Here is a 21716-nt window from a genome sequence, read left to right as displayed (position 1 = left end):
TACTCTTGCAGGGCCTCAGCCCGGGATGTCGTATTCTATGACCATGCCGTCAAAGGCGGGGCGGATATGCCGGGGCAATTCGCCGCACAGCGTGTCATAATCCAGATCGAGATGCATATTGGTCAGAACGGCCCGCTTCGGCGCCGCACGGGAAATCCAGTCCAGCGTCATCGCCAGATGGGCATGGGTCGGATGTGGCTTCCTGCGCAGCGCATCAACCACCCAGCAGTCGAGGCCCTGCAAATGCTGCCATGCTGCATCGGGCAGGGCGACGGCATCGGGCAGATAGGCGAGCGGACCGATCCGGAAACCGAGTGCGTCAATCGTGCCATGCTCTGCCAGGAAGGGGATGAATTCGATTGCGCCGCCGGCGCCTTCGATCACCACCGCGTCCTCGATCGTGTTCATCTCGAGGATGGGCGGATAGCTGCTGCCGGCGGCCTGGATGAAAGCATAGGCAAAGCGCGAAAACAGTGCCTCCTGGGTCGGGCCATCGGCCCAGACCGGCAGCCGGCGCTGCATGTTCAGAACGACCTGGCGCAGATCATCCAGCCCATGGACATGATCGGCATGGGAATGGGTATAGATCACCGCATCCAGCGTGCCGATGCCGGCATCGAGCAGCTGATCACGCATATCCGGGCCGGTATCGATCAGCACACGGGTGGTGCCCCCGGCACTGATCCGCTCGACCAGCATCGAACAGCGGCGGCGCCGGTTTTTCGGATTGGAAGGATCGCAATCGCCCCAGTTATTGCCGATCCGCGGCACGCCGCCGGAGGAGCCGCAGCCGAGAATGGTAAAGCGCAGGAGGCTCATGGCTGGCCTCCGGTCGCCGACGGGGCGCTGGCTGGCGACGGGACCCCGGCGGGGGGCTGGCCGTCGCCCGGCAAAGCCCCGAACGCGGCAGCCCGGGGAAACAGCCGGTCGAAATTCGCGCTGGTGGCGCGGGCGAATTCGGCCTCGCTCAGCCCGAAAAGACCCGCGCCCACACGGGCGGTATGGGCGACATAGGCCGGCTCGTTGCGTTTGCCCCGATAGGGCGGCGGCGCGAGATAGGGGCTGTCGGTCTCGACCAGCACGCGGTCAAGCGGCGCGCGGGCGAAGATATCGCGGATCTCCTTGCTTTTGGGGAAAGCGGCGATCCCCGACATCGAGAGGTAAAAGCCCAGATCCAGCGCCACTTCCGCCAGCCTTGCGCCGGAGGTGTAGCAATGCATCACGCAGCTGAAGGGCGCGGTCTTCATACCATCCGTCAGCAGGCGCTCCATATCCGCATCGGCATCGCGGGAATGGATCACCAGCGGCAGGCGAGAGAGCTGCGCGGCCTCGATATGGACCTGGAGCGAGGCGAGCTGCGCGTCGCGGGTCTCGGGCGTATAGTGGAAATCGAGCCCGGTTTCGCCAAGGGCCACGAATTTCGGATGCTGGCTCAGCGCGATCAGCTCCGGCGCGGTGATTGCCGGTTCCTCGGTCACATGCAGCGGGTGGACGCCATAGGTGTAGAAGACGCCGGGATGGGCCTCGGCCAGGCTCTGGCACAAGGGCAGCCGCGCGATCCTGGTGCAGATCGTCACCATCCGCGTGACACCGGCGGCGGCGGCACGGGCGATCAGCTCATCAGTCTGCCCTTCGAAATCCGGGAAATCGAGATGGCAATGGCTGTCAACCAGCAGCGGCAGAGAGGGCATATCGGCGGGCGTATCGTGGCGTGTTTCGGGGGGCATCGTATTCCGGTCTCGGTTCTGGCCGGCATGTCAGCCGGAGGCGAGGCTTCCCGCCATAGCGTCGATCCTCAGGAGGATATCCATGAGAAGCGCGGCAGGGTCAAGGTTGACCGACTTGCCGCGCCGGGCGCGGAGCGTCAGGCTTTGCGCAAGTTCGGCCCAGGGGCGGGCGGCGGCGGTTCCGGGCGCGAGCCGGGCAAAGAGCGCCGCTTCGCCCGGCGCGGCTTCGGGCGGGGTTTCGCGTTTGGCGGCAGCGCGGGCAAGTCGCGAGAGGAAAAGCTCGATCTGGGTCAGGACGAGGTCGAACCGGTCACTCTGGCCCCGGGCGCCAGCGGCCTCGCTCAGCGCAAGCGCGCGCGGGCGGTCAAGGCGCGGCAAGGTGGAAAACAGCGTCACCAGCGCAGCATAGGTTTCGAGCCCTTCGAGATTGGTCAGGCGAAAGGCCTCGCCCGCCGAGCCGCCTGCGAGTTCGCTCAGGGCCGCGATCTCATGCGGCTGCGCCACGCCCCCGGCCTGGGTCAGCGCATCGGAAAGCGCATCCGGGGCCAGCGGTGTAAGGCGCAGCTCGCGGCAGCGCGAGCGGATCGTCGGCAAGAGCCGCGCCGGCTGATGCGAGACCATGAGGAACGTGGTGCCGGGCGGCGGCTCTTCAAGCAGTTTCAGAAGCGCATTGGCGGCATTGGGGTTCATCTCGTCAACGCTGTCGACAATGGCGACGCGGCGTCCGCCATCGGCTGCAGAGAGGGCGAAGAAACTTTTCATCCGCCGGACCTCATCAACCGTGATCACCTGCGAGATGGCGTTGCGTTTGTCATTCGGGGCGCGGCGCAAGAGGAACAGCCGCGGCTCGGCCAAAGCGCGCATCCGCCGCGCGACCGGGCTTTCGGGATCGGTGTCGAGGGAGGCGGGCAGATCGGACGTGCCGAAAAGGCCGCCATCCGTGCCGGGATCAGGTGTCGTCAGAAGGAAACGGGCGATCTTCCAGGCCAGAGTGGCCTTGCCGACGCCTTTGGGGCCGGTGAGCATCCAGGCGTGATGCAGCCGGCCATGGTTCCAGGCGTCGAGGAAACCGGCCTCGGCAGCCTGCTGGCCAAACACCGCAGCAGTCTCGCGGGGATGGGGCGCACCTTCAGTGCGGTCGGGTTCCGGAAGATCAGGATCGTCAGCCATGGGCTTTCATTGCATGTCGGGGAGCCTGGGGAAAGGGGCTGCGGGCAGGCGCAGTGCCCCTGCTTTGCGCGGGCCAATCCGTACAAAGCCCTTCCGGAGAATTTCGGTCAGGAGGAAGGGGGCAGTTCCGGCGCCACGGTCTCGCGGATGCGCGCGGCGATCTGGTCGGGCGAGGCATCGCCGCTGATCACCCGGAACCGGCCCGGATGGGCATCGGCGAGGGCGAGAAAGCCGTTGCGGGCGGCGGTCTGGAAGGCGAGGCCCATATCCTCGAACCGCATCTCATGGCCCTGGCGGGCAGTAGCACGGGCGAGGCCGGTCTCGGGCGCAAGATCGATGAGCACGGTGAGATCGGGCTCGATCCCGATCATCAGGTCATGGAGCCGGTCGACGGTTGCCGTCAGATCACCCCGGGTCAGGCCCTGGAAGATGCGGGTGCTGTCGGCAAACCGGTCGCAGATCACCACCTCGCCGCGCGCAATCGCCGGGCGGATGGTCTTCTCTACATGGTCACGGCGGGCGGCGGTGAAGAGGAGGATCTCGGTCTCGGCCGACCAGCGGTCGGTGGCGCCCTCAAGCACGAGGCGGCGGATTTCTTCGGCCCCAGGCGAGCCACCGGGTTCGCGGGTCAGGGTGACCGTGCGGCCCTCGGCACGCAGGCTCTCGGCGAGGCGCCGGGCCTGGGTGCTTTTGCCGGATCCGTCGATCCCTTCGAAGGAGAGGAACAGTCCCGTCAAATCGGCCTCAGCTGGCCGGAGCGGGCGCGGGCGGAGGCGCGACGTATGTGTTCCACAGGATGCCCGAGGTGACCGTCAGCCGCCGCACAAAACCGGCTTTCGCGACCGGTGCCTCAGCCACCAGCGGCACGCGGTGATCGGGCAGGCCGGGGACGCGGATGATAAGTTCGGCAAGTTCGGTGCCGGCTTCGACCGGGGCGGGGATCGGCCCGTTATAGACCACAGAGGCGTTGATATTTGTCTGGCCCATGGTCGGCACCAGCAGCGTCAGATCCTTTGCCGGGGTCAGCCCGACGGTCGCGGCCTCGCCCATGAAGACCTCGGCCTCGGCAACCCGGCTGCCCTGTTTCACCACGGTTTTCGCGGCGAACTGGCGGAAGGCCCAGTTGACGATGGCCTCGGATTCCTGGGCGCGTGCCGCATCGGTTTCGAGCCCGGTGATCACAAAGACCACGCGGCGCCCGTCATCATGCACCGCCGAGCCGACAAGGCCAAAGCCCGCCTCCTGGGTGTGACCGGTCTTCAGCCCGTCGGCCTTCCAGTCGCCGCCCTTGATCCTCAGCAGCGGATTGCGGTTCTCGCTGTTTGAGGGCACGCGGTCTTTATAGACAAAGCCCGTCATGCCAAACATCGGATAATATTCGGGAAATTCCTCGATCAATCGCACCGCGAGGATGCCCAGATCCTGCACGCTCATCCGCTGGCCCGGGTCCGGCCAGCCCGAGGAATTGGCGAAATGCGACTGCGCCATGCCCAGCTCGCGCGCGCGCTCGGTCATCAGGCGGGAGAAATTCTCCTCGGATCCCGCCATGCCTTCGGCCACAACCACACAGGCATCATTGCCGGAATTGATGATGATCCCGTGCAGGAGGTCTTCGATACTGGGCCGGTCGTCAGGTTTGACGAACATTTTCGACCCGCCCATCTTCCAGGCCTTTTCCGAGACCGGGAAAGTGTCGGTCATCTGCATCCGGCCAGATTTCAGCGCTTCGAACACCATATTGATGGTCATCAGCTTTGACATCGAGGCCGGCGGCAGCGGCTCGGACGCATTCTTGTCCAGCAGGACCGTATGCGTCGTCACGTCATATACCCAGGCGGCACGCGCCTGGGTCTCAAAGGCCTGAGCCGGCACCAGGGTGGTCGCAAGCGCCGCCATGGCGTATTTGAGCGAAGAGAAAAGCCGTCTCAGGGACATATCTGTATCCTATTTCAGCATATAGGCATCGGCAAAGCCGGCGGTTTTGATTTTCTTCAGCGTGGCGGCATCGCCTTTTGTGAAGACCGACCAGTAATCCTTGCCCTGCGAGCTTTCCTTGCGAACCTGGGCGGTGACGCCGGCCTTTGCAAGCTGACCCTGGGCGCGGGTGGCATTGGCCTCTTGCGAGAAGAAGCCGATCTGGATCGACCGGCCTTTGGCGGCGGCCAGCGCGGGGGCAGGGGATGTTGCCGGTTCTGCCGGTTTTGCGGCGGCCGCACCCGCGGCGCTCGCCGCCGCTGCCGGGGCGGCACCTGCTGCGGCAGTGGTTTCTGCGGCTGCAAGCCTGGCTTCGGCCTGTTTCGCGGCCTCTTCCGCCTCGCGTTTCAGCTGGCTTTTGGTCTTTTTCTTGCCGGGCTGCGCGGGGGCTGCTACCGCAGCTGTGGTCGCAACCGTTGCGCCGGTGGCGGGCAGGGCGGTCGAGGTGACGCCTCCCCCATCCAGCGGACCCGTCGTGACCGGAGCTGCCGCAACAGCGAGGCTTTCATTGCTGTCCAGCACCGGCTGACCGGGCGCTGTCTGCGGCGCCTCTTCGCGGCGCAGCGCCGTCACCGAAAGCTTTGCCGGTTGCCCGGCCAGGAGCCCGAGCGCATCAGCCGCATCTGATGAGATCTGCAGTTTCGGCCCCGGATTGTCCGCCTCGCGCTTGAAAAGGGCGCCGATGACGAATTTTCCATTGGCCTGATTGCGCATGATCACCCGCTCGGGGTCGGTCACATTCGGCGAAGCGACCCAGACACCACCCAGGGATGGCCGCCCGTCCCAAAGTGCCTCCTCGGTGACCTGGAAGACCTGAGGGGCTTCGACATCGCGTTCGACGATCGTGGTTGAGCGTTTCGGTTTCGCGGCATTCGTCGCGGTTGCTGTCGCAGTGCTGCTGCCGGGCGATGATGTGAAGGGTCCGGTTCCGGGCTCGCAGGCCGCAAGCGCCAGCAAGGCACCAGTGGCAAGCAAGGCGTTGCGCAGTCGCCCCATCGCGGCCAGAGCGCCATTCGCCGGGGCACCGGACAGGTGGCCTGCGCCATGCAGGGCCGGAAAACCGACGGGAGCCTTCAACTCCGGATCGGCTGGCTGTTCAGATCTGCTCATGTCCGCCCTCATTCGCGCCATACGCGGTCTCGAATGCCGCGCTTTTAAATTGTTTTTCAGGCGTTCACAAAAAAACCGGGCACCACCCTGCGGGGATCCCTCATCCCGCATTCGGAACGGGCCGGTCGTATAGCCGGCCGCCCCGCTTGCGGGAATGTCTGTCTGCTTTGCCTGTCTGCTCTTTTGCGCGTCAGTATACCCAGAGCCCCCTAGTATGGAAAGAGCCGAGGCGGCCCCGCCTTTCACGATTGGCGGAGATTGGCATGGTGATGGATTTTCTGAGTTTTGTGTATAAAATACAGATGCTTACATGGTATCTCAGATGCGGATATTCTGACACTGTCCTGCCGGCTCTGCTTATCCGCGAGTGATGGCTGCACCTTCAGACCATAGCTGCCCGCCCCGGCGATGCGCCAGGGAATTGCGCCGTAAGGCAAAGGACCAGAGGCAGAGTTCACATTATCAGCTTGGAAATTGTTTCATCAGTCAGTAAGCAAGACCTGCGTGATCGGGCGGGCAACCGTCGCGTCGGGGTGAAAACCCCGGAAGCGCGCCTGCGGATGAGTGGCCGAGTGGTTTAAGGCACTGGTCTTGAAAACCAGCGAGGGGCAACCCTCCGTGGGTTCGAATCCCACCTCATCCGCCACTTCAGACCACCTCTGGGCACGCCATTCGCCGCCGATTGCCGCACTTGGCCCGCAATAAGTGTCCTTAGCAGCTACGTCTTCGATCCCATGATGCGGATTGCGTCGTCCGCGACCTCGACACGCTGCGCCAGCGAGCGCAGGTGATCCCGCCGATAGCCCCCCTCGCGGCCCTTGATGCGCTCGCGTGCGCTGTGGGCGAAGCCCCGGATCATCGTGGGACTGATGGCGCTGTGGCCGGGGATTTCAAGCAGCGCCTGTGCGCGGTCGGCGTCGGCCCTCGCCTGATCGCGGATGACCTTGAGGCCGGCGATGCGTTCCTTGAGCGCGGGGTCGTCCAGATCGGCAACACCCGCCTCGATGGCGTCGTAGAGGCGCTTGAGGCGCTGTTCCGATTCGGTCGCCTGCCGCTGCAAGTAGGCGATGTGCTCGCGGCGACGGTCGGCTTGATCCTCGCGGCGGCCGAGAACGCTGCCAAGCATCTTCTCCAGCCGGACAGGATCGAGCAAGCGTTCCTCGATATGGCGCACCACCATGTTGTCGAGCTTGCCCATCGGGATCGCGCGGCCCTTGCAGCCGGTTTGCCGAGCACCTTCTCGGCCATGAAGGCGGTCTTGCCGAACAGGCCAAAGGGGATCAGCACGAAACCGGCCAGCGTGGTCAGCTTGAAATCCAGCAAAGTCACAAAGAGCCGGATCGCCAGAATGAAGAAGGCCAGCACGACCAGCGCCCACGCGAACAGCAGGCAAGCGATCTGGATGAAGTTCTCGAAGAAGGCGATCCTGCCCATGAGGTCGGAAATGGATTCGAGCAGCGGGCGGCCCGCATCAAGGCCGGTCTGTGCGACGCGGCCCGGTCGCATCAAGTCGGTGACGGAAAAGCCGGTGCCCGACGCCATGAGGCCGAGGCCGGCGAAGCTCTCGAAGACGATCCGGGCAAGGTTGTTCCAGTTGCCGATGATGTAGGCGAAGACGCCCACGAACAGGGTCTTTTTGACCGGCCGCGCGATGATGTCGTCATCCGCGCCCCATGCCCAAAAAAGCGCGGCGAGCGTCACGTCGATGACGATCAACGTGGTGGCAATGAAGGCGACTTCGCCGGACAGCAGGCCGAATCCGCTGTCGATGTAGGACGTGAATACCCCGAGGAAATTGTCGATGACGCCCGTGTTTCTCATGGTCAGCGCCCTTCGCCGGTCTGCCGCGCTGCGGGCGCTGATGGGCGGCCGAGGAAGCGGTCGCGGGATTGCGCCCATGCGGCGAGGCAGTCGGCGTCACTCGCCGCCGCCTCGCCGAGCTGCTGGCAGGGGCGCAGAGTGTCGCGCAGGGGACCGGCCGGGGACTGGAAGGCAGACACGCCGGGGGCGGCGCGGAAGGTTCGTCCTTCCGCGCCATGTCGATTGCGGTCGCCGTGACGGCGATGGCGACGAACACCACGGCCCCGAGGCGGGCCAGCATCTTGCCGTCCATGGCGAGCCTCCCGGTCAGTTGTCTTTGTTGAACATCTGCACGTTGCCCGGCTGGTATCCGCTGCCCGGCATGAGGAAGCGGCGGCGCTGCTCGCGGCCCTGATCGGCGGCGGCGGCGCGTTCCGTCTCGGTCAGCGCGTCGGCGCGGCCATTTGCGGAGATGACCGCGATCAGGTCGGAAAAGCTGAACGCGGAATTGCAGAAGCTGGCGCAAGACCCTGTAAAGCAGTGGATCGGCAGCGTTCCCGGCTGGATTGAGGCTGGGCCGCAGATCTAGACGGGCGCGATTGACAGCCTCAAGGGTTCGATTAGCAAGATGATCCAGACCGGCAAGCTGGACTTTGAATCGCTTGGCGAGTCGATCCTCGCGACCGTTTCGGACGTTGTTGAAGACAAGGCCGTGGCCGAACTCTGGAACCTCATGGGGCGAGGCAGGCAATCGTCGCTTTGGCGGGCTCTTGCGTGGCCTGTTCCAGTCGCAGGGCGATACGGACCTTCCCGCGCTCGCTACGCAGGCCGGACCGGCGGGCCAGACCATCCCGCCGCGCCCCCCGAGGGCGACACGCCGATGCTTTCCGCGCCGATGCTGCGCGCCTCCGCCGCCTGTTTCTAGCGGGGGTGCCGGTGATCGCTGTGGGACTGGATCGCTATCGGATCCACGGAGCGCTGCCGCCGGACTTCCGGTGGGATGACGATGACGAAGAGTTAGAGGGGCTGTAAAGCCCCTTTTTCATGCCGGTGGCCAGCGTCAGCGGGTCAATTGCATCGGCGAAGGGCTGAGTTACCGTGTGCAATAAGAGGTACAATAAGCCGATCGAAAAACTGCCAGAGCGGCTTTTTCAATTATTTTAGGTGCTTGAGTGTGTGGCGGGCCATGCGGGATAGTGATGAGAACTATGTATACTCCATAGCCCTCTATAACCTTCCAAAATAGACAGAAGGGGCTGACAGCCATCAGACGTCCGCTTTGCATACTTGCTGCGGCCGTTCCGCAGGTTTTGGGTTATCCCGGAAAGCTGCAATCCTCTTGTAGGCTCTGCCGACTTGCGCTGGAATCCCACACCTGCCATTTGACTCTGGAAATTGGATAACGCTCGGTGAGTGTCCAATCGTCGATCTAAATCCAGGCTGTGCCGAGAGCCTCGATCGGCGGCGAAGAGCTACCGTCACGCTGCCACCTGGATTTCCGTGAGCTTGAACAGATCTCGGCGGAAGCGCTCGGCGTAGGGAGAATCTGCCACCTGTCTGGCCAATGGGACTTCCCAAGTCTGGGCAATCCCATAGGCGCGCCTGATCTGCGTGAGTGCTATTTTTCCATCTGCCAGACGCCACTTGGTCGTGGTCTTGCCGTGGTCGTCCATCGTCTCGAGATGAAGCACGATATGCTCGCGCACCTTGTCCAGTTCCGCTTTGAAGGTCGCCCAATCGCATTGGCCAGCGGCTACGCGCTGCTCGAGTAGCTTCCATATCTCGTCATCAGGCTTATTCTCCGCATGAGTCCCGCTGAGAACTCCCGAGATCTTGCCGTTTGCATGCAGAAGGTAACTAGCATACTTGCATAAAGCGCCAGCGAATTGACGTTCCACGATGGACGAAACCCTCAGCGCGATCTCTTCAGGTTTCTTCTTCCCAAGCTCCGCAAGGGTGGCCTGATCGGCGATGTAAGCGACGACATCCGTCTGGCGGAACAAGATATTCTCGGCTTCATGATCAGCCAGGAACAGAATACCTTCCGGGTTCTGCAACGCGAACACTGCAGCGTCGGATTTCACGAACTCCTCGAACCCATCGTTTTCAGCCACCGCAGCCTCACCGTCGAGCAGCGCGTAGATACGCGAATTATCCTTGCGGTATTTTGCAACGAAGTCCTTGGCCGGCCCGCAACCAGTGCCCTTCTCCGGTGGGGTCTCGAACTGGATGTATTCGTGGAATTTTGGGCCGACAATGGTGCGAAAGAGGTTCGCGTCGCTAGCGGACTCGACATAGACGATGACCTTATTCACGTAGCGCTGCTTGAGCGCTGTCGTATCTTTTATCGACGACAGGCTCGGCATCAGAGGATGTCCGTCTCGATGAGGTAGCCGCCTTTGATCAGGGAAGGTTCTTTCTTTTCGAACTCATAGAGATCGATGAGGTCGAGGTGATGAGTGGTAAATATCAAGGTCACGGCAGGATAGGATTGCAGTAGATCCTTGAGTGCCTCAAACATGCGGCTGAGCCATCTCGTGTGAAGATGGATCTCGATCTCGTCGATAAGGACGATCGTATTCGATGTCATGTGCGTCAGCGTGCGCGCCAGAATATGCAGCATGGCGCGTTCGCCGTGACTTAGGGCATTTAGCGTATGTGACCCATGCCGGGTCCTAACATACGAGCGAAGCTCTTCGCGATGCGGACGCTCAATCCTTTTGTCGGGCGACTCCTTGAAGATGAGCCGGTTGACGAACTCCAGCAAATCATCGACGCGATGATCGCGCTGGTCGGCCTCAGGGGCGGTTGCAAGCCACTCGAGCCAAACCAGGACGTTATCGATAGACGAGCCCCAGTCGGGTCCGTCAGAGCCGAGATGCAGCGCGGGCTGATACCCCCAGTCGGTCGGTCTGGTCACCGCCTCATGGCTGCTGGGCGCAACCACGCGGCGATCGGCGGGGAAGTACAGCAGCGAAGGCAGGTTCTGCGACAAACCGAAAAGTGCGGTCGGTGGGGCATCTAAACCCTGCTTTATGGTGTGAAACAGGCGGATACCGTACTCGTTTGAGCCTGCAGCGATTGCACCACTGCTGTCGAGCCCCAGTTTTGCCCAAATATCGGTTACCGCCAAGTTCTCCAAATCCAACGACGAAAGCGGGTCTACAGGCTGCTCCGTGCCGGTCCAAAGCGAAAGCACCATGGTTTGAGAGACACCGTCGATGACCAAAGACACCCTAATGTCGATCTGAGCACGTCCGTTGAACGTGCCGTCCGCGAATTTTCCCTGCGGTACAGTATTCATCAACCCGTACAAACCGAAGATCGCCTCGAGCACCGTGGTCTTGCCGAATCCGTTCGCCGCCAAGATCATATACATGCTGGCAGCGTCCGTGGTTCCCGCCTCAAGGTCATCGGTATCAGCACCGGTGATGTCGAAGGTCTGCCGACCGTTGCGGAATGGCCCAAGGCCCTCTAGGGTGACTCTGAGCAGTTTCCATTCGCCGATGATTACGTCAGGCATTTTTACCCACCGCTCCGATAATGTCCGAGGACTGTATTCGAGGACCATGAGCACGCACGACAGGCTGCCCACTAAATTTTACGAGCATATCGCCCTTGCCGAGCAGCTTCTCGGCTCCTCCATCGTCGAGGATGATCCGAGATTCGGATCCCTTCTGAACGGTGAGCGCGACTCGGCTAGGCACGTTCGAGCGCAACATGCCAGGAAAGGTCGCCGCCTCAGGGCGTTGCGTTGCCAAGACCAGATGGATACCAGCAGATCGTGCCTTCGCGGCTAACCGGATTAACGGGACCTCGATCTCATCAGACTGCATGAAGAGATCGCCCAGCTCATCGATCACAGCCACGATGCGCTTCAAGTCGGAACCTGCCGCTTGGGCCTCGGCAAAATCCCGCACTTCAAGCTTCGTGAAAATCTCTTGGCGCTGGTTCATCTCCTTGATGAGGTCGTTTAGAACGCGAAGGGCGTCGCTGACCGAAGTGATAATCTCGCCCGTAACCAGATTCTTGAGCGTCTTATAAGGCGTAAACTCCACTGCCTTGGGATCGACTAGCAAAAGGTCCGGTACGTCTCGCCCCGAAAGCAACGATAAAAGAATTCCGTGCAGAGTCATACTCTTGCCACTGCCCGTGGTTCCACCCAGGAACAGATGTGGCGCAGCGGCAAGGTCGATCAGCATGGGCACGCCTAAAACATCGGTACCGAGGCAGACGGGCAGACTCATGGTATTGGCTTGCTGGGAACGAAGTGCCGGTTTGAGCTCGCTCCAGTCCACTGCCCGCCACTGACCCGTAGGACGAGGAATATCGATCCACACCTGACGCTCTACGGCCGCGCTAGAAACTGTAGCTGCGCGATCGGCCAAACCCAGTCCGAAAGCGAGCTTTTCCTCGCCTCTCTTTAACCTGCCAAGATCATCCAGTCCCGTTAGCTGGAAGGTGAAACGGGTAAGTCGAGGACCTTGCGCGGTATGGATCAACCGGCCATCGACCCCCATTTCGGCCATGATGCGCGTGACCTGATCGCCTAACTCACCGGCTAGTTCACTACTTTCTGGCCCTTCGGTGAATAGATCCTGCAACAGGTAGCGATTGAAGTCCGCGCCTGGCGTCCATTCTGCTGCCAGTGTCGCGATGCCGCGACGAACGTGACGCTGGAGGGCAGCGTGGAAAGCGACCTCGTCGGAGAACAAATCCCTTCCTTCATATATGGATATCATCGCCCGGTAGACGTCCGAATAGTCGTCTTCACCGGCCCTAGTTTCGCCAATCAGTTGGGCAGGATGCATTTGAATGCCATTCTCCTGCACCGGAAGCACCGGATATGAAAACCTGTCCCACAACAAGGAGCCGTGGATCATTCGCCGCGACCTGACCGCGAGCAATGTGGCGGTTTCGGATCGGCGGGCGGTGTTCGTCGGCGCGGAAGCCTATACCGAGGCGGGCGGCAATATCATCCGTGACCTTTTCACCGAGGATCGCGGCGGCTTCTACGAGGACGCCGCGCTGCTGGACCGGCTTGCGCTGGATAGGCTGGAAAGGACCGCCGCCGAGGTTCAGGAGGCAGAGGGGTGGAAATGGGTTCAGGCCTATATCGACTGGCCCCACGCTCACGGCATGCGGCGCACCTATCCGCAGATGGTGGAGCTTTCCGAGGAACAGGAAGCCGCCTACGGCGCCGCGCAGGAGGAACATGAGCGCCTGTCGGCGGAATGGGAGGACGCAGACGTGGACCTCCCGCCCGAAGTGGATCAGCGCCTTGCGGAGCTTGAAGCCGAGATCGAGCGTATCGACGGGCTACGCTATGCCTACGATCCCGACGAGATCACGCGAGGCGGCGTTTTCGTGGTTCTGAACCATGATGGGGAAGCCCGGATCGAGCGCGGTTTCATCCACCCCGAGGACGAGGCCCCGGCACCGGAGGAAGATGAAAGCGCGGATGGTGAAACCGTCATCGACGGGGTGCGCGTCAATGGCGATGGCGAAATCATTGGGGAAGACGGTGCGTATGACGAGGACGGGAACCACGTTTCCGCGCTCGACGCCGAGGATGAGGAAGCGGAGGAAGACGGCAAACCCCTATCGGATTCGCTCATCCGCGACCTGACCGCGCATCGCACCCTTGCCCTGCGTCTCGCTCTTGGCGAGCAGCCGGACATGGCGTTGATCGCCGTCACCCATGCGCTTGCCGCGCAGACCTTCTATCGCGGTGGAGGGGATGCCCACGCCCTCGAAATCCGCCCGCTCAGCGCCAGCCTTGGCGGACATGCGGATGGCATCGAGGACACGGCGGCGGCGAAGGCGCTGGCGGATCGTCATGCCGGATGGGCGGCGGACATGCCCCGCGACGTGGCCGATCTTTGGGGCTTCATCGCCGGTCTAGACCATGCCAGCGTCATGGCGCTGTTCGCCCATTGCGCCGCGCAGACCGTCAACGCCCTCAAGCTGCCATGGGAGCAGAACAAGCGCCACGCCCATGCAACGGCGGACAGGCTGGCGACGGCGGTTGCGCTCGACATGACGGCGCATTGGACGCCGACCGTCCGGGCCTATTTCGGGCGCGTGACCAAGGCGCAAATCCTTGCCGCCGTGCGGGAGGCGCTTGGCGACGAAGCCGCCGAGCAGATCGCGGACAAGAAGAAGCAGGAAATGGCCGAAGCCGCCGAACAACTTCTGGCCGGAACCGGCTGGCTTCCGCCCGTGCTGCGCACTGAGCGTCCCGCATGGCTGGCGGTGGACGAGCAGCAGGAAGCTCCCGCCATGGAGGACGAGCCTTTCGCTGTCGCGGCGGAATGAATGATGGGCCGGGATCGCATCAGCGGTCCCGGCCTGCCACCCGTAAAAATCCGGCCGCGCGGCTTCCCCGCGCGGCCGGATGACCTCGACAGAACAGGAACACACCGGCACACATCGGAATGCGCAGCCCCCAATGTCGGTGACTGCACGAAAGGCGGTGCCGTCAGCAAAGGTGAAACATCATGGTCGCCGTCATGTTCATGAGCGTTGCACTGGTCGCGCTTCTCTGCGTCCTCGCCTACAATCTCGCTGTCTACGCGCTGCCCTTTTTCGTCGGGCTGGCCGCAGCCCAATTCGCCTACGAGACCGGCTCGGGCCTGATCGGAGCGGGACTGGTCGGCCTGCTCTCCGCAGGCGTTGCGTTCGGCATTCTGGCCGGGCTGTTCGAGACGATCCGCTCGCCTGTCATTCGCCTGATCGTCGCGCTGATCTTCGCCGCGCCCGCCGCCGTCGCGGGCTATGCGCTGGTCTATGGCATCACCAAGGAGGCCGTGCCGTCCGACATCTGGCGGCAAGTCTTCTGCATTGCTGGTGGCGGATTCGTCGGCTTCTCCGCTTTGGCACGGTTGGCGGCAGGTGTCGGCCAACCCGCCCGATAGCCGGCAACTAAGGTCATTCTTGACAAGGTAAGGAAGTTTCCTTACATATGCCGAGAATCAAATTTGGAGCCGAACCATGGGCGCGCTGCTGAAAGAAGAAAGCACCATCACCGCCAAGGGCCAGACGACCGTTCCCAAGAGCGTTCGGCAAGCTTTGGGCGTTGACTATGGCGGACGCATTGCTTTTCTTATTGATGAGCAGCACCGCGTCTATGTCCAGAAGGCCGAGATTGAAGAAACCGCCGATCCCGTGATCGACCGTTTTCTCGAATTTCTCGCGCAGGACATGGCGAAGCACCCCGAGAAATCTGTTCTGCCGTTCCCGCAATCCTTGCTCGACCGGGCTGTTGCCCTGACAGCCGGCATGACGGTCGATCTCGATGCCGAGATCGAGGGGAACGTTTCGATCTGATATGCCGACGATCAATGGCTGGACCGTCCTCGCACACCCTCTCTTTCTCGACCAGTGGGAAAAGCTGATCGAGGCAGTCGATACGCTCAAAGCGAAGAAACCGGACGATTATCAGAAATCCGCCGACTCCAAATTGCTTGCGTCCCTGGTCCAGCTCGTCACCGTCAATGTGCCATCGGACCCGACAGCATCCATCTATCGGCAAGGCGCGACTCTTGGCGATGACCGCAAGCACTGGTTTCGCGCCAAGTTCGGCAATGGTCGTTTCCGGCTCTTTTTCCGCTACAGCAGCACCAGCAAGGTCATCATCTTCGCCTGGGTGAACGACGAAAACAGCTTGCGGACCTACGGCTCCAAAACGGACGCTTACAGGGTCTTCAAGGGGATGCTGGATGACGGCAATCCGCCTGACGATTGGGACACGCTTCACAAGGAGGCTTCCGACCCCAAGGCGGTTGATCGGCTGGAAAAAGCCTCACCCCCGAATCCATAACAGACGCTGTTGAACGTCACAGGATAGGGCGTTGCCCTTCGGGCCGGGCTTTCGGCTGCGCCGGAACCACCCCTGCGGCGCGTTTCCGCCATTCGGCTTCAATCCCATAACGTAAGGGCGGCAGCGGCCATTTCGCGGCAAGCCCTATCCGGCTGGAGAGGCAATCTCGCGGAGCTGGTCATGGTTGCCACGGCAGACCAACGAGGTCGGGCTTTCCGGCCGCTTCGACGGGCGGACGGATCAGCGCTGGGAAACTCGGATCATCTGCTTGGCGAGGTATAGCGTGCGGCCCGCAAGCGGTCTTCCGGCCACCCGCGCTCTGAAGGAGAACGCCCGGCAGGGCTTCTGGAATGGCGCATTGCCACCGATCGGCTACCGGATCGCCGCCGCCGAGCAGCGTGGAGCCAAGACCAAGAAGAAGCTGGAAATCGACCCGCTGCACGCCGACACGATCCGTCTGATCTATCGGCTCGCTCTGGAAGGTCAGGGCGACAGCGGCCAGATGGGCGTCAAGGCCATCGTCAAGCATCTGAACGCCAAGGGCATCTTCACCCGCGACGGCGGGCGATGGGGCATCGGTCAGGTCCACCGCGTCCTGACCCGCCGCACCTATATCGGTGAACATGAGTGGGGGAAGCGCAGCAAGCACAACGACCCGCGTTCTCCCGGCGAAATCGTCATCGTCCCGGTGCCCGCCATCATCGAGCGGGAGACCTTCGACGCCGTTCAGTCTCTTTTGCAGGCTCGCAACCCCAAAACCGAATTGCCCGCCCGCGTGGTGATCGGGCCGACCCTGCTGACCGGCATCTGCTATTGCGGCAATTGCGGTGGCGCCATGACCATCCGCACCGGCAAGAGCGGCCGCTACCGCTATTACGCCTGTTCGATCAAGGCGCGCCAGGGTGAGACCGGCTGTAAGGGCCGCGCGATCCCCATGGACAAGCTCGACGATATGGTGGTCAACCATATCGAGGACCGCCTGCTCGATCCCGCCCGTCTGGAAAAGCTGCTTGGCAGCATTCTCGGTCGCCGCGAGGATCAGGCCGAGCGCCGCCGTGAGCACATCGCCTCTTTGCAGCGGCAGGCCACCGAATCGGAATCGCGCCTCAAGCGGCTCTATGACGCTATCGAGGCCGGCGTCGCCGATCTGGACGACCCGGCGCTCAAGGAGCGTATCGCCGGCCTCAAGGTTCTCCGCGATCAGGCGCGGGCTGACGCCGACCGGGCGCAAGCGTTGCTTGAAAGCCCCGGCCACAGCGCCCTTAGCCCCGCAATGATCGAAGGGTTTGCGCGCCGCGCGCGGGAGCGCATTCACAGCCATGAGGGCGGCTATCGGCGGGATCATCTGCGCGCCCTGGCGCAGCGCGTCGAGGTTGCAGACGACGCAATTCGCATCATGGGATCGAAAACGGAGCTGCTAAGAACGCTTATTGCCGGTCAAGGGCGGCAATCGGCGGCGATTGGCGTGCCCAGAGGCGGACTGAAATGGCGGAGAGGGTGGGATTCGAACCCACGGTAGGCGCAAACCTACAACGGTTTTCGAGACCGCCCCGATCGACCACTCCGGCACCTCTCCGCGCTTTCTGGGGGTCGTCTATGGAGGCGGGGTTTAGCTTCGTGTTTCGGGAAGCGCAAGCCCGTTTCGACAGGATTTTCTCAGGATGAGTGTTTAGGGCGGAAAACTGGGAGCGGCTTGGGGGATGGCGCGCGGCCCGAGCCAGGTCAGCGGGGCTTTGTGTTATGCGAGGCCCGCTGACCTGGCTCAGGCGGCGCACGCAGGTTTGAGAGATCCCCCACTTGGCCTCTGGCCCGGTGACGCTTAGGCTGCCTCTGAAACCGGCAAACGGGAGAAGCGGGATGCAGCGCAATGAGGGAAGGCGAGGTCTGGCGGTCAGGCATCCGGACCAGGGTCTGGCTTATCCGTCCCGAAGCTGGCCGCAAGTGGCCGCTTTCGCCGCGCTGATTGCGATCTTGCCCATGCCGGGAGCCGATTTTGCGGCGCTTGCCGAGGGGCGTGACGCGGCGGGCACCGAAGAGGCCCCCACCGAAAAGGCCCCCACCGGACAGGTGCCTGCAGACCAGGCCAGCGGAGACGACGCGGCCACTCAGGGCGCGAGTATGGCGGCGCTTGAGGAAAGCCTCGGTCTCGGCGCGCTGTTCGGGGTGATCGCGCGCGAGGGTCACGGATATGGCGAAGGACTCGATCAGGGCCTGCTCGGGGGCAAAGGTGGTCTTCGCTGGCAGGCCAGTGTGGCGCGGATCTATCAGCCGGACGTTCTGCGGACGCGGTTCTCGCAGGCGCTGAGCGAGGCGCTGGCAGGCAAGCCTGAGGTTCTGGCGGATGCGGTTGCGTTCTTTTCCTCCCCGACCGGCAAGGCCATTGTGGCGCGCGAGATCGCCGCACGCGAGGTACTGCTGGATCCGGACAGCAAGGAGGCCGCCGAGGTCGCCGCCGGCAAGCTGCGCGATGCGCGTGCGCCAAGGCTTAAGCTGATCCGCAATCTGATCGAAGCCTCGGATCTGATCGAAGGGAATGTCGCTTCGGGTCTCACCGGATCGGCGGCTTTCAACGAGGCACTCACGGCCACGCTGCCGCCGGAGCAACGCTTGCCGGAGGCGGACCGGATGGCCCAGGTCTGGGCGCAGGAGGCTGAGATCCGGGCCAGCACCACCTCCTGGCTTCTGGCCTTCATGACCGAGGCCTATGCACCGCTCAGTGACGCCGAGCTGGAGCAGTTCCTCGTCTTCAGCAAAAGCGAGAGCGGCAAGGCGCTGAACCAGGCGCTGTTCACCGCTTATGGTGAAACCTTCCGGATGGTGATGCAGGAGCTGGGCCACGAGGCGGGGCAGGTGCTGCGTGGCGCTCGGATCTGAGGCAACGGATCTGACACGGGCTGGGGGCGGAGGCAAACCTGGCGGGCCCGCGCCGGGCCCGCTGAATGACTTGACGCGATGGCCGATGCAGATCATAAGCGCACATCTTCCCCAGGGTGCGAATCCAGGGGTGGATTCTTTTTGAACATCATCCGGTGACGGATGCGCTGTCCGAAGGCGGGGAAACCCATGAACACCAAAGGCCCGCTACGGGCAAGAGGGGCCACAGGACGCGGGCAACGAAGGAAGACAGATTATGACCTTTGCGGTCCTGAAAACAGGCGGCAAGCAATACAAAGTGCAGGCGGGTGACGTTCTGCGCGTGGAAAAGCTTGATGCCGTCGCTGGTGAAAAAATCCAGTTCAACGAAATCCTGATGGTGGACAGCACCGTCGGCGTGCCCTTCGTGGCAGGTGCCGCTGTGCAGGCCGAAGTGATCGACCAGATCAAAGGCCCGAAGACCATCCACTTCGTCAAGCGCCGCCGGAAGCATTCGTCGCAGCGCACCAAAGGCCACCGTCAGCACCTGACGCTGGTTCGCGTGACCGAAGTTCTCGCCGCTGGCGCTGACAAGTCGGGCGTCAAAGCTGCGACCGGTACCGCTGATGCGCGCCGCACCGCTCATGAAGCCCCGGGTGCTGCCAAGGCTGCTCCGGAAGCTGCCGAGAAACCGAAGCGCGCCCGCAAGGCCGCTGCTGCAGAGGAGTAATCCCCATGGCACAGAAAAAAGCAGGCGGTTCGTCCCGCAACGGTCGCGACTCGGCTGGTCGTCGCCTTGGTGTGAAACTCTATGGCGGCCAGGCCGTCATTCCGGGCAACATCATCGTGCGTCAGCGCGGCACCACCTTCTTCCCGGGTGAAGGCGTTGGCATGGGCCGTGACCACACGATCTATGCGGTTGCCGAAGGCGCGGTCAAATTCCGCAAGGGCCTCAAGGGCCGCACTTTTATTTCGGTGCTTCCCGTTGCGGAGGCGGCCGAGTAAGCCGAACCTTTACATATCAGATGTATCGGAGGGATCGGCTGTAAAAGCCGGTCCCTTTTCTTATTTCCGCCGTGGAAAAGCCCGGGCGGCTATGGGAGAACAAGGATCCGATACCCACATGAGCTTCAAGCAGGAGGGAAGCCATGGAATTCGAGACGATCCGCAGCCCGGGGCCTTACGGCGCCGGTAAGGGAATCGCTGCGGCAGCGGCTTCAGTGGAGGGCGTCAGTGACCGGCAGATCGCAGCGGGGCGCTTTATCCTGCGCCCGGTCCGGGCATCTGATGCCGGTCTGATCGCGCATTACGCCGGCGATAAGCGCGTGGCCGATGCGACGCAGAACATCCCGCACCCATTCCCGCCCGGTGCCGCCGAGGCCTATGTCAACCGGTCGATGAACCATGATCGGCCGGGTTCGGTCTGGGTGATGGACGGGGCCGCACATGGGCTGTCCGAACTTCTCGGGTGATCAGCCTCAAACCGATGGAGGTGAAGGCAGGCCGCTCCGGCCAGTCCGAGGTCGCCTATTGGGTCGCGCCGGTGTTCTGGAATACTGGCATCGCCTCCGAGGCGGTGCGGGCGCTGGTTGCGGCCAACCCTCTGGAAGACAGCACCTATTTCGCCGAAGTGTTCCAGGACAATCCCGGATCGGCCCGCGTGCTGACCAATGCCGGGTTTGAATATCTGGGCGATGCCGAGGCGTTTTCGGTGGCGCGCAACGCCATCGTGCCGACCTGGACCTATATCCGCAAAATGGTGAAATGATGCAGATCCGCGATGCCCTTGATCATGACGCCGCGGGCATCGCGGAGATCTATAATCACGCCGTGCTCCATACGACAGCGATCTGGAACGAAGCGACGGTGGATGCCGCCAATCGCATCGACTGGATGGCGGCCCGGCGCGCAGCGGGCTACCCGGTGCTGGTGGCGCAGGCCGAAGATGGCGGGGTCACCGGCTATGCCTCATACGGCGCCTGGCGGGCCTTTGATGGCTACCGGCTGACGGTTGAACACTCGGTCTATGTGGGCGTCGCGTATCGCGGGCTTGGCCTTGCTCATGCGCTGATGGAGGCGCTGATCACCCGCGCCCGCGCGCAAGGCCTGCATGTGATGATCGCCGGGATCGAGGCGGAAAACACCGCCTCGCTGGCGCTGCACCGCAAGCTCGGCTTCAGCGAAGGCGCGGTAATGGCCCAGGTCGGGCAGAAATTCGGCCGCTGGCTCGATCTGCACTTCATGAGCCTGCAACTGGATCAGCGCGAAACCCCTGCGGCGGGCTGACGGCCGGGCAGGGCGCCCGGCGCTGATCCGTCTTTGCCCGCGTGTTTCAGTCTGACGCCCGCGTGTTTCAGTCTGACGAATGCACCAGGCGCAGCTTTGGCCGTGCCGAAGGTTCTGTCGCCTGAGCCTCGCCGCCCGCACTTTCCCCGAGGGGGGCCGCAGTAAAATCGGCAGGTTTCTCCGCGAAGATATAATCCGGGACCCGCTCTTCGGGCTGGCTGTTCCGGGCCTGCGCCAAAGCGCTCTGGCCAAAATCCGGCAGGGTGACTGAATGCGTCGGCGCGGCAGAGGCTGATTTGATCCGCTGGCCCAGCCGCTCTTCTACCACAGCTGTCACCATGAAGCGACGCGGCGCACGGTCGATCTCGCCCAGGGTCGAGAGGCATCCGAGCACCGTCGGCTGGCCCCGCAACGGTGCTGCCAGCGGCAGGAGCAAAAGCCGCGCCGTCAGCGCCGGGCGACCAAAGCCGCCTTCCGCCTGCAATTCCATCGTCACGAGCGAGTTGTGATTGCAGACCCGTTCCACCGTATGGGCCAGCGCTGGCCGTGCCTCGGGCAGGAACATCGCCGAAAGCGGCAGCCCCTGCATATCGACCCCTGCCGGAGCCGAGACCCGGCGCCCGGCGATTCTCAGTCGCAAAAGCCCCTCGCCGATCCGCTCGGCCAGGAACACATCCTCCAGTGCCGGCAAAAGCCCGCGAGGATCCAGCGCCGCCGGCCCCGGAAGCGCGCCGCCCGGCCCGATCAGCCCTTCCCAATAGCCGCGCACCCTTTGCAGGCTGATAAAGCGTGCCTCTTCAGCCGGGTCGCGCCGTGCCGGTCCGAGGGTGAAGAAATCCTGTGTCAAACCCGCCTCCTGCACCAAAGGCCGGGCGGACCCGGTCGCATGTGTGCCTGTAAAGCAACCTGTAACGTAACCTGAAACGCCCCCGCGACCCTGTACCCCGACAGCAGAGGCTGGTGGAGCCGGTCGT

19 protein-coding genes, 2 tRNA genes and 5 pseudogenes are annotated in these 21716 nt (G+C 63.0%); 11 read left to right on the top strand and 15 right to left on the bottom strand.

Translation table 11 applies throughout. The features are described 5' to 3' along the window. Positions 1 to 15: 15 nt before the first annotated feature. The 6 genes from QNO18_RS13310 to QNO18_RS13285 form a co-directional block, all read right to left on the bottom strand. The gene (locus QNO18_RS13310) at positions 16 to 819 is read right to left on the bottom strand and encodes an MBL fold metallo-hydrolase (RefSeq protein ID WP_198837311.1); all 804 of its coding nucleotides are present in this window, start codon (positions 817 to 819) and stop codon (positions 16 to 18) included. Further along, on the bottom strand, positions 816 to 1727 hold the full coding sequence (locus tag QNO18_RS13305; protein ID WP_283178048.1) for a TatD family hydrolase: 912 nt from the start codon (positions 1725 to 1727) through the stop codon (positions 816 to 818). The genes QNO18_RS13310 and QNO18_RS13305 overlap by 4 nt, the downstream gene beginning before the upstream one ends. A 30-nt stretch (positions 1728 to 1757) precedes the next feature. After that, positions 1758 to 2897, bottom strand: coding sequence for a DNA polymerase III subunit delta' (locus tag QNO18_RS13300; RefSeq protein WP_283178047.1), 1140 nt, complete (start codon positions 2895 to 2897; stop codon positions 1758 to 1760). A 107-nt stretch (positions 2898 to 3004) separates the two neighbouring features. Continuing rightward, a complete protein-coding gene (gene tmk, locus QNO18_RS13295; protein ID WP_283178046.1) occupies positions 3005 to 3634 on the bottom strand; it encodes a dTMP kinase in 630 nt (209 codons plus the stop codon). Positions 3635 to 3641: 7 nt separating this feature from the next. Beyond that, on the bottom strand, positions 3642 to 4832 hold the full coding sequence (locus QNO18_RS13290; protein ID WP_283178045.1) for a D-alanyl-D-alanine carboxypeptidase family protein: 1191 nt from the start codon (positions 4830 to 4832) through the stop codon (positions 3642 to 3644). A gap of 9 nt (positions 4833 to 4841) precedes the next feature. Further along, positions 4842 to 5867 (bottom strand): SPOR domain-containing protein, encoded by a 1026-nt coding sequence (locus tag QNO18_RS13285; protein WP_283178802.1) that lies wholly within the window; start codon positions 5865 to 5867, stop codon positions 4842 to 4844. 672 nt (positions 5868 to 6539) lie between these two features. Here QNO18_RS13285 and QNO18_RS13280 point away from each other — a divergent pair. After that, positions 6540 to 6627, top strand: a tRNA-Ser gene (locus QNO18_RS13280). Between the two features lie 72 nt (positions 6628 to 6699). On the opposite strand, the gene QNO18_RS13275 is transcribed toward QNO18_RS13280, so the two are convergent. From QNO18_RS13275 to QNO18_RS13245, 7 genes and pseudogenes are all read right to left on the bottom strand, one after another. Next, positions 6700 to 6840 (bottom strand): hypothetical protein, encoded by a 141-nt coding sequence (locus QNO18_RS13275; RefSeq protein ID WP_283178044.1) that lies wholly within the window; start codon positions 6838 to 6840, stop codon positions 6700 to 6702. 368 nt (positions 6841 to 7208) lie between these two features. Further along, positions 7209 to 7802, bottom strand: a pseudogene (gene trbL / locus QNO18_RS13270) (P-type conjugative transfer protein TrbL); the annotation flags it as partial. A gap of 2 nt (positions 7803 to 7804) precedes the next feature. After that, positions 7805 to 8094: pseudogene (gene trbK-alt / locus QNO18_RS13265) on the bottom strand (putative entry exclusion protein TrbK-alt). A 14-nt stretch (positions 8095 to 8108) separates the two neighbouring features. After that, a pseudogene (locus QNO18_RS13260) lies at positions 8109 to 8301 on the bottom strand (P-type conjugative transfer protein TrbJ); the annotation flags it as partial. Positions 8302 to 9259: 958 nt separating this feature from the next. Next, positions 9260 to 10147, bottom strand: coding sequence for a hypothetical protein (locus QNO18_RS13255; RefSeq protein ID WP_283178043.1), 888 nt, complete (start codon positions 10145 to 10147; stop codon positions 9260 to 9262). Further along, positions 10147 to 11304, bottom strand: a complete 1158-nt coding sequence (locus QNO18_RS13250; protein WP_283178042.1) for an AAA family ATPase — start codon at positions 11302 to 11304, stop codon at positions 10147 to 10149. Before QNO18_RS13250 ends, QNO18_RS13255 begins: the two co-directional genes overlap by 1 nt. After that, positions 11297 to 12592 carry an FtsK/SpoIIIE domain-containing protein gene (locus QNO18_RS13245; protein WP_283178041.1) on the bottom strand — a complete coding sequence of 432 codons (1296 nt, stop codon included), beginning with the start codon at positions 12590 to 12592 and terminating at the stop codon, positions 11297 to 11299. The genes QNO18_RS13250 and QNO18_RS13245 overlap by 8 nt, the downstream gene beginning before the upstream one ends. Positions 12593 to 12596: 4 nt before the next feature. Between QNO18_RS13245 and QNO18_RS13240 the strand changes: the two genes are divergently transcribed. The 5 genes from QNO18_RS13240 (at position 12597) to QNO18_RS13220 (ending at position 17122) form a co-directional block, all read left to right on the top strand. Next, complete coding sequence (locus QNO18_RS13240) at positions 12597 to 14099, top strand: hypothetical protein (RefSeq protein WP_283178040.1); 1503 nt, start codon at positions 12597 to 12599, stop codon at positions 14097 to 14099. Between the two features lie 182 nt (positions 14100 to 14281). Continuing rightward, entirely contained in the window at positions 14282 to 14698 is a 417-nt protein-coding gene (locus tag QNO18_RS13235; RefSeq protein ID WP_283178039.1) for a hypothetical protein, read from the top strand. Between the two features lie 76 nt (positions 14699 to 14774). After that, positions 14775 to 15110, top strand: a complete 336-nt coding sequence (locus tag QNO18_RS13230; RefSeq protein WP_283178038.1) for a type II toxin-antitoxin system PrlF family antitoxin — start codon at positions 14775 to 14777, stop codon at positions 15108 to 15110. A 1-nt stretch (position 15111) separates the two neighbouring features. Beyond that, a complete protein-coding gene (locus tag QNO18_RS13225; RefSeq protein ID WP_283178037.1) occupies positions 15112 to 15603 on the top strand; it encodes a type II toxin-antitoxin system YhaV family toxin in 492 nt (163 codons plus the stop codon). Between the two features lie 184 nt (positions 15604 to 15787). Then, positions 15788 to 17122 carry a recombinase family protein gene (locus QNO18_RS13220; RefSeq protein WP_283178036.1) on the top strand — a complete coding sequence of 445 codons (1335 nt, stop codon included), beginning with the start codon at positions 15788 to 15790 and terminating at the stop codon, positions 17120 to 17122. Here the strand turns inward: QNO18_RS13220 and QNO18_RS13215 are convergent. After that, positions 17090 to 17179: transfer RNA gene (locus QNO18_RS13215), tRNA-Ser, on the bottom strand. The two genes, QNO18_RS13220 and QNO18_RS13215, sit on opposite strands and share 33 nt — an antisense overlap. 281 nt (positions 17180 to 17460) lie before the next feature. Here QNO18_RS13215 and QNO18_RS13210 point away from each other — a divergent pair. From QNO18_RS13210 to QNO18_RS13190, 5 genes and pseudogenes are all read left to right on the top strand, one after another. Then, positions 17461 to 18477 (top strand): DUF2059 domain-containing protein, encoded by a 1017-nt coding sequence (locus tag QNO18_RS13210; RefSeq protein ID WP_283178035.1) that lies wholly within the window; start codon positions 17461 to 17463, stop codon positions 18475 to 18477. Positions 18478 to 18733: 256 nt separating this feature from the next. Further along, positions 18734 to 19108: pseudogene (gene rplU / locus QNO18_RS13205) on the top strand (50S ribosomal protein L21); the annotation flags it as partial. Positions 19109 to 19191: 83 nt separating this feature from the next. Beyond that, positions 19192 to 19461, top strand: coding sequence for a 50S ribosomal protein L27 (gene rpmA / locus QNO18_RS13200; RefSeq protein WP_092897840.1), 270 nt, complete (start codon positions 19192 to 19194; stop codon positions 19459 to 19461). 215 nt (positions 19462 to 19676) lie between these two features. Beyond that, positions 19677 to 20224 (top strand): annotated as a pseudogene (locus QNO18_RS13195) (GNAT family N-acetyltransferase). Further along, positions 20224 to 20742 carry a GNAT family N-acetyltransferase gene (locus QNO18_RS13190; protein ID WP_283178034.1) on the top strand — a complete coding sequence of 173 codons (519 nt, stop codon included), beginning with the start codon at positions 20224 to 20226 and terminating at the stop codon, positions 20740 to 20742. The pseudogene QNO18_RS13195 and the gene QNO18_RS13190 overlap by 1 nt, the downstream one beginning before the upstream one ends. Before the next feature lie 67 nt (positions 20743 to 20809). Here the strand turns inward: QNO18_RS13190 and QNO18_RS13185 are convergent, their stop codons facing one another. Next, positions 20810 to 21589, bottom strand: a complete 780-nt coding sequence (locus QNO18_RS13185; protein WP_283178033.1) for a PAS domain-containing protein — start codon at positions 21587 to 21589, stop codon at positions 20810 to 20812. Positions 21590 to 21716 lie beyond the last annotated feature (127 nt).

This window comes from Gemmobacter sp. 24YEA27 (genome assembly GCF_030052995.1).
Taxonomy (GTDB): Bacteria; Pseudomonadota; Alphaproteobacteria; order Rhodobacterales; family Rhodobacteraceae; genus Pseudogemmobacter.
Note: the sequence above shows the minus strand (reverse complement) of the source record. Positions and strands in the feature narration are given on the sequence as shown.